Below are 18,346 nucleotides of genomic sequence, written 5' to 3' on the forward strand. Positions count from 1 at the left end.
AGCCTTTAGTCGATCCCCGGCGTGCCTTCAGGCAGCCGGACCATGCCCTCCTGGGCCACGGAGGCGACCAGTTCGCCGTCGCGGTTGTAAAAGCGGCCGCGGCTCAGCCCGCGCGCGCCGGACGCGCTGGGGGAGTCGGAGACGTAGAGCAGCCATTCGTCCACGCGCAATGGCCGGTGCCACCACATGGCATGGTCCAGGCTGGCCACGCTCATGCCCGGGGTGGCCCAGCTGATGCCGTGCCGGCGCAGCACCGGCTCCAAAAGCGTGTAGTCGCTGGCGTAGGCCAAGGCGGCCCGGTGCAGGCTTTGGTCATCCGGCATGGTGCCAAGCGCCTTCATCCACACGGCCTGGTGTGCCACGTGCTCGCCGGGTGCCTGGAAGTAAATGTTGGGGTCCACGTGGCGGATGTCGAAGGGCCGGTCGTGTGCCCAGGACTGGGCCACCGGGTGGTCTATCGCACCGAGCAGCTGGGCCGCCGTCGGCAGCGTCTCCGGGTCCGGAACGCCCCCGGGCATGGGCTCCTGGTGCTCAAGGCCTTCGTCCGGCGTCTGGAAGGAGGCGATCATGGACAGGATGGGCTTGCCGCCCTGATAGGCGTGTGCGCGTCGGGCAGTGAACGATCTGCCGTCGCGCAGGCGCTCCACGCCGAAGGTGATGGGCGCGGCGGCATCGCCGGGGCGCAGGAAGTAGCCGTGCATCGAGTGGACCAGCCGGTCCGCGTCCACTGTCCGCGAAGCGGCGATGAGCGACTGCGCCAGTACCTGACCGCCAAACAGCCGCGGCCGGACCGCGTTTGCCTCACCCGGACCCACGAAGATGTACTCGTCCGTCTGGGCCCCGCCGGCGTCGGACAGGTCGAGGAGGTGGAGCAGCTGGTCCATGGGGGCGGCGCGTGGCGGCGTGGCATTCATAAACGTGACTCTATGTGTCAGCCGCGCACGCGCACAAATGGCCTGGGCGCCCGAAAGTGGTGATGCGCGGCACCTCCGCTTGGTGCGGCCCCGCGGCTTTGACATGATGGGCATATGGCCAAGGCAATCCAGATATCCCTCCAGGTGCGCTTCGGCGACATTGACGCCTACAACCATGTCAACAACGTGGTGTATTTGCAGTACTTGGAGGACGCCAGGGTCCAGCTGATCCACACCCCGTTGGCCGACGCGGATTCCCCCGGCGCCAGCTTCAACGACCTCATTGGCGACGAACTCTTCACCCTGGTGGGACGCAACGAGATTGAATACCTGGCACCCATCGCCTTCCGCACGGAGCCCGTGTTCGTGAATATCTGGGTCACCAATGTTGGCGGCTCCAGCTTCGACTTTGGCTACACCATCACCGACGCAGACACCGCCCTGGTCTTCGCCCAGGCCGCCACCTCGATGGTCCTGGTCTCCCGCTCCACGGGCCGCCCCGTGCGCTTGACCGGGGCTCAGCGCGCAGCCCTGGACACCTGGCGCGGCGGGCCTGTGCCGTTCCGCCGCCGTCCCGCGGAGTCTCCCGTCGGCGTCGCCCATTCCGCTGTACCAGCCCCTGAAGGAGCGCGTTAAATGCCCACCGCCACCCATACCGATGAACTCCAGCTCGCGGATTCCGGCACCGTCGCGGACCTGCGGACCTTTGTGACCCGGGCCCGCACCGCGGACGACGGCGCCATCCGCCTCCAGGGTGCCGGCCGGGTCCTCGCCGCGTACGTCTGCGTCATGAGGGCGAAGTTGCTGGGCGAGGGGACCCCGACGATCCTGGGGCTGCGCACCATGGCGCTCGACGCGCCGTCGGAGGTGGACGTGACAGTGAGCCTGGCCTCCGTGGCCGACCGGCTGGCGCGCATGGACGTGGACGACACCTCGCTGCCCGTGCCGCCCATGACCGTCAACGAATCGTGGGCTGCCGTCAGCGCACCGCGCGGCGCGTGGGAGGAAGTGGCCACCGTGGATGCGGAAACGCTGATCAAGGTGGCCAAGGACGGCGTACAGGAGATCGGGCAGATCATCCCCGTCAACCCGGGCGCCCTCATAGTCAACAACGCGCGGGCGGCGGTGTGGGGGCGGCCCATTGCCGGCGTTGCGGGGGAACTGCCCGGCGGCGCCGCCTTTGCGGCCTACGCCTTGGGTTTTGTGGCGCCGGGGGAGACCGGCACCGTGTTCCGCTCCAACCGCTGGCTCCGCCTGAGCACCAGCCGCGGCCACATCCTGGTGCGCCCGAAGGCTGTTCTGTAACTTTCGCTGAGGGACCGGGGTGACGGACCGGCGCGGTGATGCGCAGCTGCCAGCGGCGGGGGATTGCGAGCAGTGGGAGCGCTTGGGGACTGACGCCGCCTACGGAAACACCAGCCACCCGGCCCGCCGCCTCGGGAGTACAGCTCTGGCAGGCCGCCGGAGCTGTACGCCCGACGCCAGGACCGGGACAACTGGCCGCCGCAATGGGGCTAGACGCGCTGGGAAGGATCCGATGGGGCGTTGACCAATGATGCCGCGGCGCGCTCCAGGTAGTCCCAAAGCGTGGCCTCGTGCAGGGGGGAGAGCTCCGCGGAGTCCACGCCCTTGCGCATGGCGGCGAGCCAGCGGTCGCGGGCCTCCGGGGTGACGGCGAACGGGACGTGGCGCATGCGCAGGCGCGGGTGGCCGCGTTCCTCAAGGTAGGTGCGCGGGCCGCCCCAGTACTGTTCCATGAACATCAGCATGCGGTGCTCGGCCGGACCCAGGTCTTCTTCGTGGTACATGGCACGCAGCAGCGGATCCGCGGCGATGCCCTGGTAAAAGACGTGGATGATCTTCTTGAACGTCTCGTGCCCGCCGATCTGGCCGTAGAACGTGTCCGCGTAGGCTGACTCGTCCGCCGGATCGGCCGGCACAGGCGCAGTGGCCGCGGCCGGCTCGGCGCTGGGCCTGGACGTGGACGGCAGCGGGTGCCCCACTTTTACCGGGATCGGCAGCATGCGGGCCAGCGGCGCCCCAAAGCGTGACGGAATGGGCGTGCCCTCCTCGCGATTTTCGGACTGCTGCGCCGGGCCCGGGTCTCTCACGGGAGTGAGGTCGTCGGCTCCGCCTTCGGCCGCGTCGTTCGCTGCGGGCCCGTCGGCGAAGGGGGACAACTGGTTGTGCTGGGCGGTCATGGTGTGGGGTGCTTTCTATTCTGCGGATTCGTGCGGTTCGGTGGTGAGAGGCGTGGCCGGGGCGGACGACGCCGTTGCCTGCCCGGGTGCCGACGGTGCCGATGGCGCTGTGCCCACCGGCGGTGCTGCGGGCGGTGCGGCTGGCGGGGCGTGGGTTGCGCCGGGAGGTGGGGAGGCCGGCGTCGTGCCCTGCTCCTCGGGTGGCACGTAGTTGCCCTTGGAGCGGTTGCCCAGGCGCAGGATTTCACCGTTGCGCAGGTACCAGAGGGTCCCGTCCTCGCCCCGGACACGGGTGATGCGCAGTCCCACGTACTCCACCTGGCCAATCACCTCGCTGGTCTGGATGACGTCGCCAATGCCGTACTGGTCCTCGAGGGTGATGAAGATGCCGGCCAGGAAGTCGCGGATGAGCTGTTGACTGCCAAAGCCAATGGCGATGCCCACGACGCCGACGCTGGCCAGCAGGGGTGCGATGTTCACTTCGAAGGCCAACAGCACGTAGAAGGCTGCGATGACCACAACGATCACCGTCAGCAGAGAATTCAGGAGCGTGCCAATGGTGCGGGCCCGTTGCACGCGGCGTTCGTTGTCCAGGGCTCGCATCACCGGGTCCAGGTTCCGGAAAACCGGTTTCACCCAGCCCAGGCCCCGTTGGTGCCAGTATCCCTTTTCGGCACGCTTGACTACGATCCGGATCAGGTAGTGCAGGATCAGCCAGGCGAGCAGCGAAATGCCCACGGCGATTCCGGCGTGGATCAGGTTGTCCAGGATCGAGTTGCTGGCGGCTTCAAGGGTGGTCAGCGGCAAGGGTCAATCACCTGGCATCTATTTCGGGGGTTGGGCATGGACTTGCTTCTACCCTAGCGCGGGCAACTGGTGGTTGGGTCCGGTGCGGATCAGTCCAGCGTGGGCGGTGCCAGCCCGGGCTCGTGGTGTACCGGGAAGTTCACGCTGCGCGCTATGAAGCACTTCCGCGACGCCTCGGCATGCAGCGTCAGCGCCAGTTCCTCCATCCCGGGCTCCGCCACGGAAATCTTCGGGTGCAGTGTCACGGAGCTGAACTGGCCGCTGCCGTCCGGGTTCAGCACCATGGTTCCGGTGGCGGCGTCTTCATACTTGGTGACCACCACGCCGTGCAGGACGGCCACGTGCAGGAAGGAGAGCATGTGGCATTGCGACAGGGCCGTCACCAGCAGCAGCTCCGGATTCCAGCGCTCCCGGTCCCCGTGGAACGTCCTGTCCGCGGACCCCAGCAGCGTGGGCAGGCCAACGGCCGTGACACTGTGGTCGCGGCCGTAGTCGCGGTAGCCGGATGTTCCGGCGCCCCGGTTGCCCGTCCAAAATACGTTGACCTCGTAGTGGTGTTCACTCTGGCTCATGGTGCCAAGCCTAGCGCCCGAGGGGCCCCAAGCGAGCGGAGCCGGATTGGGGAGGGGGTCAGCCGGCTTGCGAAGCCTGTCAGAGGAAGGGCCTGACCGCGGCTGCGTAGCCGTCAAGGTAACCGGTGGCGTTCGGGTGGAACGCGAAGGGGTCCGGACCGCCAGGGTAGTTCAGCCATGGTTGGCTGGAGGGGACTCCATGCCCGGCGAACTTGTAAGCCACAGGCACAAACGCCACTCGGTTGGACAGGGAAGTGAAGGCCAGAATGGCGTTGAGCAGGTCCGCTGCCCCGTTCAGAAGCTTGGCGCCGGTGACTTGGGTGGGGGTGAAACCCAGCGCCGGCATGTTCGCCGGTTCAAACAGCCGCGGATAGCCCAGATACAGTATCCGCGCGTGCGGTGACTTGGCCTTGATGGCCTTGAGCATCGTGGTGGCGTTCTTGGGCACCTTGGACATCAGGTAGATCGAATTGGCAACGGCGGCCTTGCACACGGCCGTGGTGGAGGTGAGGCAGGCTCCCACGGCGGTGGTCCAACCGACGTCGTTCCCGCCAGCGGTGATGGTGATCAGCTTCGTGGTGGGCGAAAGGTACGGCACCTCCATCGAGGTGACCTGGGTGGTGGTGAAGCCTGAGCAGGCGATGTTGGTTAGCGTGGCACCGGTCATGGCAGCAACGTCATTGGCGTAGCCGGCGGTACTCTGGGCGCACTGGCCGGTCTCGTTTCCGGCTCCTGAGCCGGCCGAGTAGGAGTCGCCCATGACCGTGTAGGTCAGTGTGGCGGAAGCGGTGCGTGTTTGGGCTAGGGCCGGGGTAACGGCGAGTCCCGCAATCATCCCGACGGACAGGAGCGTGACGGCTCCTGCGCGGGCAGCGAATCCCTTGAGATGGTGAGTAAACATGATCTGAAGCTACTCCGAAAGGCCCGCCAGGACTAGACTTTCCGTCAACGCTGGGGAGTATTCCGCCGCATCTGCGGAGGGAGCTTAAACACCGCAAAAAATGCCCCGGTCACAGCGTCAAGACCACTGCGGCCGGGACATTTTTTAGCACAGGATTAGGCGTCGGCGGCCTGCGCCTTCAGCGCGCGGACCACGCCGTCACGGCTTTCCACGATGAGCCGGCGCAGGGCCGGCGTTTCATCGCCCAGCCCGGCCAGGAACGCATCTGTGGCATCCAGCGTGGACTGAGACACCAGCTGCGACGGGTACAGCCCGGTGATGATCGTGGAGGCGGTCTCATACGACCTGTCCGCCCACACCCCCCGGATCGCGGCAAAGTACTTCTCCACGTACGGCTCCAGCAGCGAGGTGTCCCACACGCGCCCAAATCCGGTGATGGATGCGCGCTGGACTGCGTTGGCATGCTCTCCCAGCGCGACGACGGACTCCCACGTCCCAGCCTTGGCCTCCTGTGTGGGGATGCTGGACGAGGCGGTTGCCGCAGCGAGCTGGCCGTTTTGGGTGTTGTCGCGGGCCAGCTCGGCGTCGATGCTGCCCTGGGTCGCGCGTGCTCCCGCCACGAGGGCTGTCAGCAGTTCCCAGCGCAGGTCCGTATCGATCTCCAGGGCATCCAGGGATTGCGTGCCTGCCAGCAGTTCCTGGACCGTGTCCAGCTGGGCGTCCGACTGGGCACTCATGGCAAACGCCTTGGTGAACTGCAGTTGCGCGTCCGATCCGGCCGCCGCGTCACGGGCCAGCTCCAGCAGGGCATCTGCGGCGGCCACGGCCGTTTGCTTCTGGTGTTCCGGGGCCACGTAGAAGTGGAGCGCGGTGGCCAGCTGGCGCAGCAGCACCTGGATCACCGTCGAATCGGTCTCGTAGGCAATGTTGGCCAACACCAGCTCGACGTACTCGCGGGCAGGGGTTTCACCGTCGCGCGCGGCGTCCCAGGCGGAGGCGGAGACCAGGGTACGCGGGAGCGAATCCTTGAAGTTCTTCAGGTGGGCCTTGGCCGTGGCCAGGGACACCGGGTCGAGGCGGATCTTGGCGTAGGCGAGGTCGTCGTCGTTCAGCAGGACCAGCGCCGGGCGCTTGAGTCCCACCAGCTCCGGTACCTCGGTGGCGGCGCCGTCCACGTCGAGCTCCACGCGGTGCGTGCGCACCAGCTTCCCGGCGTCCCCACCCTCGGTGGCGAGGTCGTAGAAGCCCACTGCCGCACGGTGCGGGCGCAGGGTCGGGTGGTCGGCAACGGCTGACTGGAGGATCGAGAACGAGGTGATGGCGCCGCCGTCGTCCGACTCGATGGCCGGCTTGAAGGTGTTCACGCCGGCGGTCTCCAGCCACTTTTCGGTCCAGACGGACAGGTCGCGGCCGCTGGCGGCCTCCAACTCGACCATCAGGTCAGGCAGCTCGGTGTTGGACCAGGCATGCTTGCCGAAGTAGGCGCGGACGCCGGCCATGAACTCTTCCTGGCCCACCCAGGCCACCAGCTGGCGCAGCACGGACGCACCCTTGGCGTAGGTGATGCCGTCAAAGTTGACCAGCACATCCTCCAGGTCCTTGATGTCGGCCTTGATGGGGTGCGTGGACGGCAGCTGATCCTGGCGGTAGGCCCAGCTCTTTTCCATGGAGGAGAACGACGTCCAGGCGTCCACGTACTTCGTGTTTTCAGCCGCGGCCAGCGTGGACATGAACTCGGCAAAGGACTCGTTGAGCCAGAGGTCGTTCCACCAGCGCATGGTGACGAGGTCGCCGAACCACATGTGGGCGAGCTCGTGCAGGATGGTGATGGCGCGGCGTTCCACCATGGCGTCGGTGACCTTGGAGCGGAACACGTAGCTTTCCAGGAACGTCACGGCTCCCGCGTTCTCCATGGCGCCGGCGTTGAACTCGGGGACGAAGAGCTGGTCGTACTTCGGGAACGGGTACGGGGTGCCGAACTGCTTTTCAAAGAACTCGAAGCCCTGCCGGGTCAGCTCAAACACGTTCTCCGCGTCCAGGTGCGCCATGAGCGACTTGCGGGCGAACACGCCCAGTGGGATGGTGCGCCCGTCCGAGCTGGTCAGCTCGCTGCGCACGGACTCATACGGGCCGGCGATCAGGGCCGTGATGTAGCTGGACATCGTCAGCGTCGGCTCAAAGTGCCACGTGGACTTGCCTTCGCCGGCGGCTTTCGGGGCCGGGGTGGTGGAGTTGGAGATGACATCCCAGTGCGCAGGGGCGGTGACATGGAAGGTGAACTGCGCCTTCTGGTCCGGCTGCTCAAACACGGCGAACATGCGGCGGCTGTCCGGCACCTCGAACTGGCTGTACAGGTAGACCTCGTTGTCCACCGGATCCACGAAGCGGTGCAGGCCCTCGCCGGTGTTCATGAACAGCGCGTCCGCCTCAACGGTGAGCACGTTCTCCGCGGCGAGGTTCGGCAGCTGGATGCGGGCGCCGTCGCTGACTTCCGCCGGATCCAGTTCGACGCCGTTCAGGACCACTTTGCGCACCCTGGCGGTCACCGCGTCAATGAACGACGACGACCCCTCCCTGGAGGTGAACCTCACCGTGGTGGTGGACGGAAAGGTCTCGGCGGATTGTGTCAGGTCAAGGGTGACGTCATAGTCCTTGACAGTCAGCGTTGCAGTGCGCTCGATCGCTTCGGCGCGGGTCAGGTTCAAGCCAGGCAAGGAAAGTGCCTTCCGTTCGGTGTTGGGTGGACGGTAATGCGGGTGCACATTCTTTCGAGTGCACAGTCTTTTGGTACACAGTGCCGGCTTAGCTCGCCGGCGGGATGTGTTCAGTCTTTCACTTTACGGGTCCCATTGTGAGTGGGGCCACGCGCTCGTGCTCTGGGTAGAAATTGAAGATACAGCACATGCGGGTGCGGGGCCGCCGTGGCGATTGAAGATCCAGCACATGCGGGTGCGGGGACCAAATACCCGCATGTGCTGTCTTTTGAATGGCGGATGTGCCGCTCCCGGGCCAGAACTGCGGGCCAGGCAGCTGGTCCGGGTTGCGCGCCCGCCGGCTGGTCCGCTGCGGGACTGGCTGTCCCAAGCTGGAAGTTGTCCGCACGGACACTGTGGGGCAGTCTTACTACAGGGGTTGATCTTGACCTGACCGGGGATTGATTGGTTCGGACACGAAGGCGGGACATGATTTTGGTGGGGGAGCCTGTGCGAAGCGCCGGGGCAGAGCACGCGTACAACCGGGCGTGGCTGAACGGCGTGGTTGCCGGGCCAATGCTGTTGGGCGTGCTCGCTGCCGCGTGGATGTTCACTGTGGCGGACCGGCTGCCCGCAGAGCTGGCCACCCACTGGGGGAGTAACGGCGTTGACGGCTACTCCCCGCTGTGGGTCACGGCACTGATTGCCATCCTGGTCGGAGGTGGCAGCGGGACCCTGCTGGCCGGACTCGGGATAGCCAGCCGCGGCCAGTCGCTCATGGTTTCACGGATCTGCGTGGGTGCCGGCCTCGGCGTCGGGATCATGCTTACGGCCCTGTTCGTCGCCATCGTGGCCGGTCAGCTCGATTTGAAGGATGCTTCGCAGGCGGGACTTTCCGCGCCTGCCATGTGGGCCGGAGCCGCCGTTGCAGTTCTCGTGGCCGTAGCGGCCATCTGGCGCTACAGGCCTGGCGAGGTGGACCGGAGGCCCGGGCCGGAGGTCCAGTGTGCGGCTGACGCGCTGGAGAGCGAGCCCGTCAGCGCCGATGCCGCGCGCATGGCGGCCAGCGGCGAAACGCTGTCCGTGAAGGTGTCCATGGGACCGGCGAAGTGGTGTCTGAGCCTGGGCATGGGCGCCGTTGTTGGAGCCAGCGTTTACTTCATCTCGCCGTGGCTGGCCGTGCTCGGCGTTCCGGTTGCCGCACTGATGTGGATCTTTTGCCAGGGGACGCTGGAGATCGGTCCGGGCGGCACAACGGTGCTGGCCTCAGGCTTTTGGAAGCTAATGCCGTTTGACTTTACGGAGATCCGCGCCGCTACCGTGGAGGACGTCCGGGCACTGGACTACGGTGGCTGGGGCTATCGCCTGGGCGGCGGCAGCATTGCCTTCATCACCGCCAGCGGACCGGCCCTGGTCCTGGAAACTGCGTTCCATCAACGCTACGTGGTCTCGATGCCTGACGTCGGAACCGCCGCACGCGCGTGCTCGCTGGTCACCGCCTATGCCCGCGCCGGCGGTAACACGAACTTCGGTTTGAAAGAGGGTGTGAAAAAGTAGTGCCCATGAACGTTCCCGCAGCGGAGAACAACAGTGAGCGGCCCATCGACGCCCGTGCGCTGCGCTTTGCCATTATTTTCCCGGTACTGCTGTGCCTTGGGCTGGTGGGCGGAGGGCTGCTGCTGGCCCGGGACCTGCCGGCCGGCGCCGAGCTGCCCACCGGCGGCGGGCCCCTGCCGCTCCCGGCGTTCCTGGCGGTTGCCGTGGCTGTCACCCTGATCCTGGGGATCGGGGTGGGCGGGTTCGGGGCTCGGACCACGCTGCCCCGCAACCTGCGGCGCCTGCTCCTGGGGTCCGGCATGGCCCTGCAGCTGGGATCTGTCACCTTGTTTGCCGCTGCACTTCTTGGCCAGTCAGGGCAGGGCGGGTCTACCGCGCAGCGCCTGGACGGCTACGTGGTGTTGATGGGGTGCGGGCTCGCCGCTGCCATGGGTGTGGTGCTGGCCCTGACGTTCAAGCCCGACGAACAGTGGACGGGCTCCGATGACGCCGCCCTGGCCGAAATGCTGGTGCTGGAGGCGGACCCAGCCGTGTCGAAGGACCGCCTCGTCTACACGATCCACCCGCGCAGCTCCGTGATCGTCATGGTGCTGCTGTGCGGAATCCTGCCCGGCGCGGTGCTGACGGTGGTCAGCGGATGGTTCCTGCCGGGACTTGTGGTGGCTGCCCTGCTGGTTGTGGGGTGGTTGTGCGCAACAGTGCACGTGGACAGGCACCGGCTGACGGTGAAGTTGGCTGGGATGGTTCCCGTCATTGTGGTGCCGTGCACCGACGTCGATGCGGCAGTGTCCCTCGACATCAAGGCCCGGGACTACGGAGGCTGGGGCCTGCGCAGGCACAGCGGCAGTGAAAGCTTCCTGGCCTGCTCAGGCGCGGCCGTCGTGCTGCGGGATGTGCGGGCAGGGCGGCTGGTGGTCGGCGCCCCCAACCTGGACACGGCGGACGACCTCGCAGCCATCCTCAACCGCCGGGCGGGCAAGGGCCCCGGTCAACACTGAGGCGTCGGTTTCGGTAGTCTGGAAGCGACTGCACCCCAACAAGCTTGAAGGACCACCCATGCGCGTTCACATCGCAACCGACCACGCCGGCATGGAGCTCAGCTCCCACCTCATCACCGCACTGACCGCCAAGGGATTCGAGATGGTGGACCACGGACCTGCGGCTTACGACGCCGAGGACGACTACCCGTCCTTCTGCATCAACGCCGCACTGGCCGTGGTGGCCGACCAGGCCGCAGGCGTGGACGCGCTCGGGATTGTGCTGGGCGGCTCCGGCAACGGCGAGCAGATCGCCGCGAACAAGGTCAAGGGCGTGCGCGCGGCCCTGGCCTGGAACCTGGACACGGCCAAGCTGGCCCGTGAGCACAATGACGCCAATGTCGTGGCCGTGGGCGGACGCCAGCACTCGGTTGAAGAGGCCACTGCACTGATCGAGGCGTTCCTGGCCGAGCCGTTCAGCAACGCCGAGCGCCATGTGCGCCGCATCGGAAAGATCGCCACGTACGAGGCCACCGGCGAGGTTGTCGAGTAGGCATGCCCGAGGGGCATTCCGTTCACCGGCTGGCCCGGCAGTTCAACGACGTGTTTGGCGGGGCCGCGCTTTCCGTGTCCAGCCCGCAGGGCAAGTTCGCCGCGGGCGCGGCCCGGATTGACGGGCAGGTGCTGGAGCTGGCGGAGGCGCACGGCAAGCAGCTGTTCCTGTTCTTCGCGCACGAGCTCGTCATGCGCGTGCACCTGGGTCTGTACGGCGCCTGGGACTTTGGCGGCGACTCCACCTTCACCGGGGCGTCCAGCATTGGCGCGCCGCGGCGGATCGGCGAGCGGGAAGTGCGTGGAATTGCAGGCCACGACGGCGAGTGGGCCCACGCGGCCGAGGGGCCCGGAGTGAGCTTGCGAGCTGGGGGAGGACGTGGGTGGGCCCACGCGGCCGAGGGGCCCGGAGTGAGCTTGCGAGCTGGGGGAGGACGTGGGGAGTACAACGGCCCGCCCGAGCCCAAGGGCGCGGTGCGGGTGCGACTGGTCTCCCCGCACGGCTGGGCGGACCTTCGCGGGCCCACGGCCTGCGAGGTGCTGACCCTTGCGGAGGCTGCCGCGGTGCGGGCCAGGCTCGGCCCCGACCCGCTGCTCCACCGGCCCGGTGACCGTGGGGAATTTGTCCGTCGCATCAGCAAAAGCACCACGTCCGTTGCGCTGCAGCTGATGAAGCAGGACGTGCTGGCCGGCGTGGGCAATGTGTACCGCGCCGAGGTGCTGTTCCGGCGCGGGCTGGACCCCATGCTGCCGGGCGCATCTCTGCGCCTCGGCGAGGCCGGGGCGCTGTGGGACGACATCGCGCTGGTGATGGCCGACGGCGTCCGCGACGGACGCATCATCACCACCGAACTGGCGGACCGGCCGTCCGGGATCGGCGCCGACGTGGGCCATGCCCTGGCGGAAGCACGCGTTGCGGACGAAGACGACGCGGACGGATACGACCGGAACGCCACGGCCGCCGGGAGCGTGAGCGGGAGTGGGGACGCTGGCGGCGGTTCCGCCCGCCCGGCGACAGCAACAGCCGGGGGAGGAGCGGAGCCGCCGGGTCCGGAGTCGGGCGCTGATAAGGACGTTCCGGTGGAAGACGCGAACTATGTGTACAAGCGCAACGGACTGCCCTGCCGGCACTGCGGCACGGTGGTTGCCATGAAGGAGCTCGGTGGCCGCAAGCTTTACTGGTGCCCGGGGTGCCAAGGCTGACGCCCGTTCCCCGTTGACCCGCTCGAGATGACCACACAAACAACCCTTCGAGGGTCGTTGTTTTCTCGGGTGAGGCCAATGTCGGTTGTGCTGGTGTTAGCTGCGGGACCGGTGGTTGCAACCACCATTTTGGCGCTGGCACCAGCACACGTGAAAAGTCGGGAGCCAACACCAGCCCCCGTGAAGATTTGAGCCTCCACAGGGCTGGCCGCCGCGGGATCGGCAGGCCTGGAGGGACAGACCGCCGAGCCGGGCGCAAAAAAACCCGGCATTCGATGACATCGATGACCGGGGGATTCAGCGGTTTTGGAGGGGGCGACGGGAATCGAACCCGCGTCATCAGTTTGGAAAACTGAGGCTTTACCATTAAGCTACGCCCCCGGAAATTCGCCTTTCGGCGCAGCAACTCCTCGATAGTAGCAACGCACCCGGCGGGCCGCAAATCCGCCGCGGGGCTTTCAGGGCTGCACCAGGGCGGGGCAGATTGTGCATCCGCCAAGTTTTGCCCGTAGACTGTTCCGGGCACTACGGGGCGTAGCGTAGTGGCTAGCGCGCCTGCTTTGGGAGCAGGAGACCGCAGGTTCGAGTCCTGTCGCCCCGACTCAGCATAATCCGGTTCACGTTTGGTCAGTGGCTGCCCATGTGCTGGTGCCTAACATCCACCAACAGACCATCAGGAGTACCACGCTGTGAAGAGCGCTGTCGAAAACCTCACGCCCACCCGGGTAAAGCTCAACGTTGAGGTTTCCTTTGAGGAATTGAAGCCCAGCATTGCCGAGGCTTATAAGACGATTGCCACACAGGTCCAGGTGCCTGGTTTCCGCAAGGGCAAGGTCCCCAACAAGTTGATCGACCAGCGCGTTGGCCGTGGCTACGTCCTGGAAACCGCCATCAACGAGGGCCTCAACGGCTGGTACCAGAGCGCCGTGGTGGAAGCCGGCATCAACCCGCTCAGCCGCCCAGAGGTTGAAATCACCGAGGTCCCGGACCCCACGGCCACCGACGGCGAGCTGAAGTTCCACGTCGAGATCGACGTCCGCCCCGAGATCGAGCTGCCCGACTACGAAGGCATCGAAGTTGAGGTGGAGGCGCTCGAAGCCACCGACGAGGACACCGACAAGGCCCTCGACGAGCTGCGCGGCCGCTTCGGCACGCTCAAGTCCGAGGACCGCCCCGCCGCCGACGGCGATTTCGTCACCATCAACATCTCCGCCAAGATCGAGGACGAAGAGGTTGACTCAGCTGCCGACCTTTCCTACCAGATCGGTGCGGGCAACATGCTCGAAGGCCTGGACGAGGCAGCCACCGGCCTGTCCGCCGGCGAAGAAGCCATCTTTGACACCAAGCTGGCCGGCGGGGACCACGCTGGCGAAGACGCACAGGTCACCGTGAAGGTCACCGCCGTCAAGGTCCGCGAACTGCCCGAGGCCAACGACGACTTTGCCCAGCTGGCCTCCGAATTCGACACCATCGCCGAACTGCGCGAGGACCTGGCCAAGCAGGCCGCCGAGTCCAAGACGGTGGAGCAGGGTGTTGAGGCCCGTGACAAGGTCCTGGACAAGCTCGTTGAGCTCGTTGAGATTCCGGTTCCCGAGTCCGTAGTTGCCGAGCAGCTCGAGCAGCACTTCAAGCCGGAGAACTCCCACGGTGAGGACCACGACACCGAAGAGCACCGCGCCGAGGTCAAGGACAACACCGAACGGGCCTTCCGCAACGAGATCATCCTCGACGCCATTGCCGACAAGGAAGAAATCGGTGTCAGCCAGCCTGAGCTGATCGACTACATCGTCTCCTCCGCCAGCCAGTACGGCATGGACCCGAACCAGTTTGCGCAGATGCTCGATTCCTCCGGCCAGGTCAACATGATCGTGGGCGAAGTCCGCCGCCGCAAGGCCCTGGCCGCCGTTCTGGCCAAGGCTGCCGTGAAGGACACCAAGGGCGACGACGTCGACCTCACCGATTTTGTCTCGGTCGCCTCCGACGAGTCCGATGAGCAAGAGACCGTAGATGCCGCTTCCGACGACGTCATCGAGCCCACCGCCGTGGTGGACCCGGGCGAGGTCCGCATCTAACTTCCCCGCAGGGGAAGAGCCTGACGAAACCGTTGCCGGTTCCCTTGACGGGGGCCGGCAACGGTTTTTTTCATGCCCTTTTCCCGGGGTGCCCGGCAATCGTGCGCCGTCAGCGAACAGCACGGTTTTACGAAACAAAATGCCCCCAAAAACGGCTACTGTCCAAGTAGTGAAGATTAGTGATGGTCCGCGTTGGACTGGGCGTGACGGTATCTGCCGGCACGGTCACGGTCCCCCGGACTGCACGAAGGAGAGGTAAGTCCACCATGGCACAGCACACCACACCGAAAATGGCCGGCCAGGATTCGTCGGGCCCGGACCAGTACATTTACAACCGCCTGCTCAAAGAGCGCATCATCTGGCTTGGCTCGGAAGTCCGCGACGACAACGCCAACGTGATCTGTTCCCAGCTTCTGCTGCTCTCCGCCGAGGACCCGGACAAGGACATCTTCCTCTACATCAACTCCCCGGGCGGTTCGGTCACAGCAGGCATGGCGATCTACGACACCATGGAATTCATCCCCAACGACGTTGTCACCGTGGCAACCGGCCTGGCAGCCTCCATGGGGCAGTTCCTGCTCTCCTCCGGCACCAAGGGCAAGCGGTACGCCACGCCCAACGCACGCATCCTCATGCACCAGCCCTCCGGCGGCATTGGCGGAACGGCGTCGGACATCAAGATCCAGGCCGAGCTGATCCTGCACATGAAGAAGGTCATGGCCGACCTGACGGCCGAACAGACCGGCCAGACCGTGGAGAAGATCCTCAAGGACAACGACCGCGACAAATGGTTCACGGCCGAGGAAGCACTCGAATACGGCTTCTTTGACAAGATCGCCCGCCACGCAGGTTCCGTCGCCGGTGGCGGCGGAACCAACGCCAAGTAACCGGCCGAAGTACAGACTCCAGGAGCACACAGACATGACTTACAACTTTGGCGGTACGGCCTTCGGCAGCACTGCAGGCAATCTCCCCACCAGCCGCTACGTCCTGCCGCAGTTTGAGGAGCGCACGCCCTACGGCTTCAAGCGCCAGGACCCCTACACCAAGCTGTTCGAGGACCGGATCATCTTCCTGGGCGTCCAGGTTGACGACGCCTCCGCCGACGACGTGATGGCGCAGCTGCTGGTGCTCGAGGCCGACGACACGGACCGCGACATCACGCTGTACATCAACTCGCCCGGCGGATCGTTCACGGCCATGACGGCCATTTACGACACCATGCAGTTCATCCGCCCTGAGATCCAAACCGTCTGCCTGGGCCAGGCCGCTTCAGCTGCCGCCGTGCTGCTGGCAGCCGGCGCCCCCGGCAAGCGCTTGGCACTGCCCAACGCCCGCGTGCTGATCCACCAGCCCGCACTGTCCGGCGGCCAGGGAGGCCAGGCGTCCGACCTGGAAATCCAGGCCAACGAGGTCATGCGCATGCGCGAATGGCTGGAGAACACGCTCTCCGCACACTCGGGCCGCACGCCCGAGCAGGTCAGCAACGACATTGAGCGCGACAACATCCTCACGGCCGCCCAGGCCAAGGAGTACGGTCTCATTGACGAAGTGCTGGCACCGCGCAAGATCAAGCCGGCGGCCATCACCCGCTAGTTACACGGCACACCGCCGGGGCGGGGCCAAAAATCCCTCCGTCCCGGCGAGTGCCTTCCACTCTTTGTCGGCGCCTTGCCCTAGAGTGGGACAGTACACAAGGCATGGCGGCCGAGGCTGCCTCATTCGAAATAGTCAATGGCAGCGGCACACGCCGGACGCCGTTCCCGGAAGGACGCACACATGGCCAGAATGGGCGAAAGCACTGATCTGCTGAAGTGTTCCTTCTGTGGCAAAAGCCAGAAACAGGTCCGCAAGCTCATTGCGGGCCCCGGTGTCTACATCTGCGACGAATGCATTGAACTGTGCAACGAGATCATCGACGAGGAACTGGCCGAGGTGGCCGAACTCGACGCCTTTGAGCTGCCCAAGCCGCGGGAGATCTTCGACTTCCTGCAGGAATACGTCATTGGCCAGGAACCAGCCAAGCGTTCACTTGCCGTCGCCGTGTACAACCACTACAAGCGCATCCAGTCCGGCCACGCAGTCAAGTCCACCACCCTGGCCGGCACCGTCCACGACGAAGTGGAAATCGCGAAGTCCAACATCCTGTTGGTCGGACCCACCGGCTGTGGCAAGACATACCTGGCCCAGACCCTGGCCCGCCGCCTGAACGTGCCGTTCGCCGTTGCGGACGCCACCGCCCTCACGGAAGCCGGATACGTGGGCGAGGACGTGGAAAACATCCTGCTCAAGCTCATCCAGGCCGCGGACTTCGACGTCAAGAAGGCCGAACAGGGCATCATCTACATCGACGAGATCGACAAAATCTCGCGCAAGTCCGAGAACCCCTCCATCACCCGCGACGTTTCCGGTGAGGGTGTGCAGCAGGCCCTGCTTAAAATCCTCGAAGGCACCGTGGCGTCGGTCCCGCCGCAGGGCGGGCGGAAGCACCCGCACCAGGAATTCATCCAGATAGACACCACCAACGTGCTGTTCATTGTGGCCGGCGCCTTTGCCGGGCTCGAGGAAATCATCGGCTCGCGCGCCGGCAAGAAGGGCATCGGCTTCGGTGCCCCGCTGAGCGCGCTCAAGCAGTCCGAGGCCAGCTACGCCGACGTCATGCCGGAGGACCTGCTCAAGTTTGGCCTCATCCCCGAATTCATCGGGCGGCTCCCTGTCATCACCACCGTGACCCAGCTGGACCGCACCGCCCTGATCCAAATCCTCACCGAGCCAAAGAACGCACTGATCAGGCAGTACCAGAAAATGTTCACGCTCGACGGCGTCGACCTTGAGTTTGAGGAGGACGCCCTGGCCGCCATTGCCGACCAGGCCCTGGCCCGGGGGACCGGTGCTCGGGGGCTGCGCGCCATCCTCGAAGAGGTCCTGCAGCCGGTCATGTTCGACCTTCCCAGCCGTGAGGACATCTCCACCGCCGTCATCACGGCCGACGTTGTGAACAAGCTGGCCGAAGCCAACCTGATCCCGCACGAGGTTGTGGCCAAGCGCAGGAACAAGTCCGCCTGATCCGCTGTTATGCCAGACAGGCGTGTAATTCGCGCAATTTTGTGAGGCGACCTGAGGAGAGCACCATGTCTGAAACCGCAGTTCCCGGTAGGGAAGCGACCGCCGAAAAGGCAGATTTCTGGTTTGACCCGACCTGCCCGTTCGCGTGGGTCACGTCCCGCTGGATTGGCGAAGTGGAGACGGTCCGGAACATTACCGTTGACTGGCATGTCATGAGCCTGTCGGTGCTCAACGAACACCGGGCGGACCTTTCCGAGGAATACAGAGCCCACGTGGCCCGTGCCTGGGGGCCGGTCCGCGTGATCACCGCCGCGGCCGCCGCCCACGGCCGGCAGGTTATCAAGCCGCTGTACGACGCCATGGGCACGCAGATCCACGTCAATGGCAACAAGGACCTTGCCAATGTCGTGGACAAGGCGCTGGCCGAGGTGGGCCTGCCTGCCGAATTGGCTGCAGCAGCCACCACCGACGCCCATGACGCCGCCCTGCGCGCCAGCCACGAGGAAGGCATCAGCCAAGTGGGCCAGGAAGTGGGCACGCCGATCGTCGCCTTCAACGGCACCGCGTTCTTTGGCCCTGTCATCACCCGAATTCCGCGCGGGGAAGAGGCCGGCAGGCTGTGGGACGCCACGGTCACCTTGGCTGGTTTCCCGTACTTCTTCGAGATCAAGCGCAGCCGCACGGAGGACCCTCAGTTCGGGTAGCTTTCGCCTGACGGGGCCGGGGCCAAACCAGTAGGAAATGGTTTGGCCCCGGCCCCGTGGTGCCTCATGTCAATATGCTCGCCAAATGATTCCTGCGTGCCTCATCTAAAGTGCTCGCGAAAGTGTC

The 18,346-nt window shown here is 65.8% G+C and carries 17 protein-coding genes and 2 tRNA genes; 12 read left to right on the forward strand and 7 right to left on the reverse strand.

Annotated elements, in window-relative coordinates:
* Window positions 1-5: 5 nt before the first annotated feature.
* Window positions 6-914: an acyl-CoA thioesterase gene (locus CVV68_RS17145; protein WP_110502219.1), complete on the reverse strand. Its 909-nt coding sequence runs from the start codon at window positions 912-914 to the stop codon at window positions 6-8.
* Window positions 915-1,028: 114 nt separating this feature from the next.
* Here CVV68_RS17145 and CVV68_RS17150 point away from each other — a divergent pair, with 114 nt between their 5' ends.
* Together CVV68_RS17150 and CVV68_RS17155 are read left to right on the forward strand one after the other, a co-directional pair.
* Window positions 1,029-1,550, forward strand: a complete 522-nt coding sequence (locus CVV68_RS17150; protein WP_110502220.1) for an acyl-CoA thioesterase — start codon at window positions 1,029-1,031, stop codon at window positions 1,548-1,550.
* Window positions 1,551-2,219, forward strand: coding sequence for a DUF8185 domain-containing protein (locus CVV68_RS17155; RefSeq protein ID WP_110502221.1), 669 nt, complete (start codon window positions 1,551-1,553; stop codon window positions 2,217-2,219). It abuts the gene before it with no gap.
* Window positions 2,220-2,428: 209 nt separating this feature from the next.
* On the opposite strand, the gene CVV68_RS17160 is transcribed toward CVV68_RS17155, so the two are convergent.
* The 5 genes from CVV68_RS17160 to pepN form a co-directional block, all read right to left on the reverse strand.
* Entirely contained in the window at window positions 2,429-2,938 is a 510-nt protein-coding gene (locus CVV68_RS17160) for a globin (RefSeq protein WP_110502239.1), read from the reverse strand.
* 192 nt (window positions 2,939-3,130) lie between these two features.
* A complete protein-coding gene (locus CVV68_RS17165; RefSeq protein WP_245933614.1) occupies window positions 3,131-3,916 on the reverse strand; it encodes a mechanosensitive ion channel family protein in 786 nt (261 codons plus the stop codon).
* Between the two features lie 95 nt (window positions 3,917-4,011).
* Window positions 4,012-4,494, reverse strand: a complete 483-nt coding sequence (locus CVV68_RS17170; protein ID WP_110502223.1) for an OsmC family protein — start codon at window positions 4,492-4,494, stop codon at window positions 4,012-4,014.
* Window positions 4,495-4,573: 79 nt separating this feature from the next.
* The gene (locus CVV68_RS17175) at window positions 4,574-5,395 is read right to left on the reverse strand and encodes an SGNH/GDSL hydrolase family protein (RefSeq protein WP_110502224.1); all 822 of its coding nucleotides are present in this window, start codon (window positions 5,393-5,395) and stop codon (window positions 4,574-4,576) included.
* Between the two features lie 155 nt (window positions 5,396-5,550).
* Window positions 5,551-8,109, reverse strand: a complete 2,559-nt coding sequence (pepN, locus tag CVV68_RS17180; protein WP_110502225.1) for an aminopeptidase N — start codon at window positions 8,107-8,109, stop codon at window positions 5,551-5,553.
* Between the two features lie 468 nt (window positions 8,110-8,577).
* On the opposite strand from pepN, the gene CVV68_RS17185 reads away from it, so the two are divergent.
* The 4 genes from CVV68_RS17185 to CVV68_RS17200 are packed head-to-tail and all read left to right on the forward strand — an operon-like array spanning window position 8,578 to window position 12,377.
* Window positions 8,578-9,645 carry a DUF1648 domain-containing protein gene (locus tag CVV68_RS17185; RefSeq protein ID WP_110502226.1) on the forward strand — a complete coding sequence of 356 codons (1,068 nt, stop codon included), beginning with the start codon at window positions 8,578-8,580 and terminating at the stop codon, window positions 9,643-9,645.
* 5 nt (window positions 9,646-9,650) lie between these two features.
* Window positions 9,651-10,643, forward strand: a complete 993-nt coding sequence (locus tag CVV68_RS17190; protein WP_110502227.1) for a hypothetical protein — start codon at window positions 9,651-9,653, stop codon at window positions 10,641-10,643.
* 58 nt (window positions 10,644-10,701) lie between these two features.
* Window positions 10,702-11,175, forward strand: a complete 474-nt coding sequence (locus tag CVV68_RS17195; protein ID WP_110502228.1) for a ribose-5-phosphate isomerase — start codon at window positions 10,702-10,704, stop codon at window positions 11,173-11,175.
* A 2-nt stretch (window positions 11,176-11,177) separates the two neighbouring features.
* Complete coding sequence (locus CVV68_RS17200) at window positions 11,178-12,377, forward strand: Fpg/Nei family DNA glycosylase (RefSeq protein WP_245933609.1); 1,200 nt, start codon at window positions 11,178-11,180, stop codon at window positions 12,375-12,377.
* Window positions 12,378-12,684: 307 nt separating this feature from the next.
* Here CVV68_RS17200 and CVV68_RS17205 read toward each other — a convergent pair.
* A tRNA-Gly gene (locus CVV68_RS17205) sits at window positions 12,685-12,758 on the reverse strand.
* A gap of 147 nt (window positions 12,759-12,905) precedes the next feature.
* On the opposite strand from CVV68_RS17205, the gene CVV68_RS17210 reads away from it, so the two are divergent.
* From CVV68_RS17210 to CVV68_RS17235, 6 genes are all read left to right on the forward strand, one after another.
* A tRNA-Pro gene (locus CVV68_RS17210) sits at window positions 12,906-12,978 on the forward strand.
* Window positions 12,979-13,066: 88 nt separating this feature from the next.
* Complete coding sequence (gene tig, locus CVV68_RS17215; protein WP_110502229.1) at window positions 13,067-14,449, forward strand: trigger factor; 1,383 nt, start codon at window positions 13,067-13,069, stop codon at window positions 14,447-14,449.
* A gap of 266 nt (window positions 14,450-14,715) precedes the next feature.
* Window positions 14,716-15,336, forward strand: coding sequence for an ATP-dependent Clp protease proteolytic subunit (locus tag CVV68_RS17220; RefSeq protein WP_110502230.1), 621 nt, complete (start codon window positions 14,716-14,718; stop codon window positions 15,334-15,336).
* Between the two features lie 34 nt (window positions 15,337-15,370).
* Complete coding sequence (locus CVV68_RS17225; RefSeq protein WP_110502231.1) at window positions 15,371-16,045, forward strand: ATP-dependent Clp protease proteolytic subunit; 675 nt, start codon at window positions 15,371-15,373, stop codon at window positions 16,043-16,045.
* Between the two features lie 183 nt (window positions 16,046-16,228).
* The gene (gene clpX, locus CVV68_RS17230) at window positions 16,229-17,515 is read left to right on the forward strand and encodes an ATP-dependent Clp protease ATP-binding subunit ClpX (RefSeq protein ID WP_110502232.1); all 1,287 of its coding nucleotides are present in this window, start codon (window positions 16,229-16,231) and stop codon (window positions 17,513-17,515) included.
* Between the two features lie 65 nt (window positions 17,516-17,580).
* Complete coding sequence (locus CVV68_RS17235; protein WP_110502233.1) at window positions 17,581-18,219, forward strand: mycothiol-dependent nitroreductase Rv2466c family protein; 639 nt, start codon at window positions 17,581-17,583, stop codon at window positions 18,217-18,219.
* Window positions 18,220-18,346 lie beyond the last annotated feature (127 nt).

Source organism: Arthrobacter livingstonensis, from assembly GCF_003219815.1.
GTDB classification, from domain to species: Bacteria; Actinomycetota; Actinomycetes; order Actinomycetales; family Micrococcaceae; genus Specibacter; species Specibacter livingstonensis.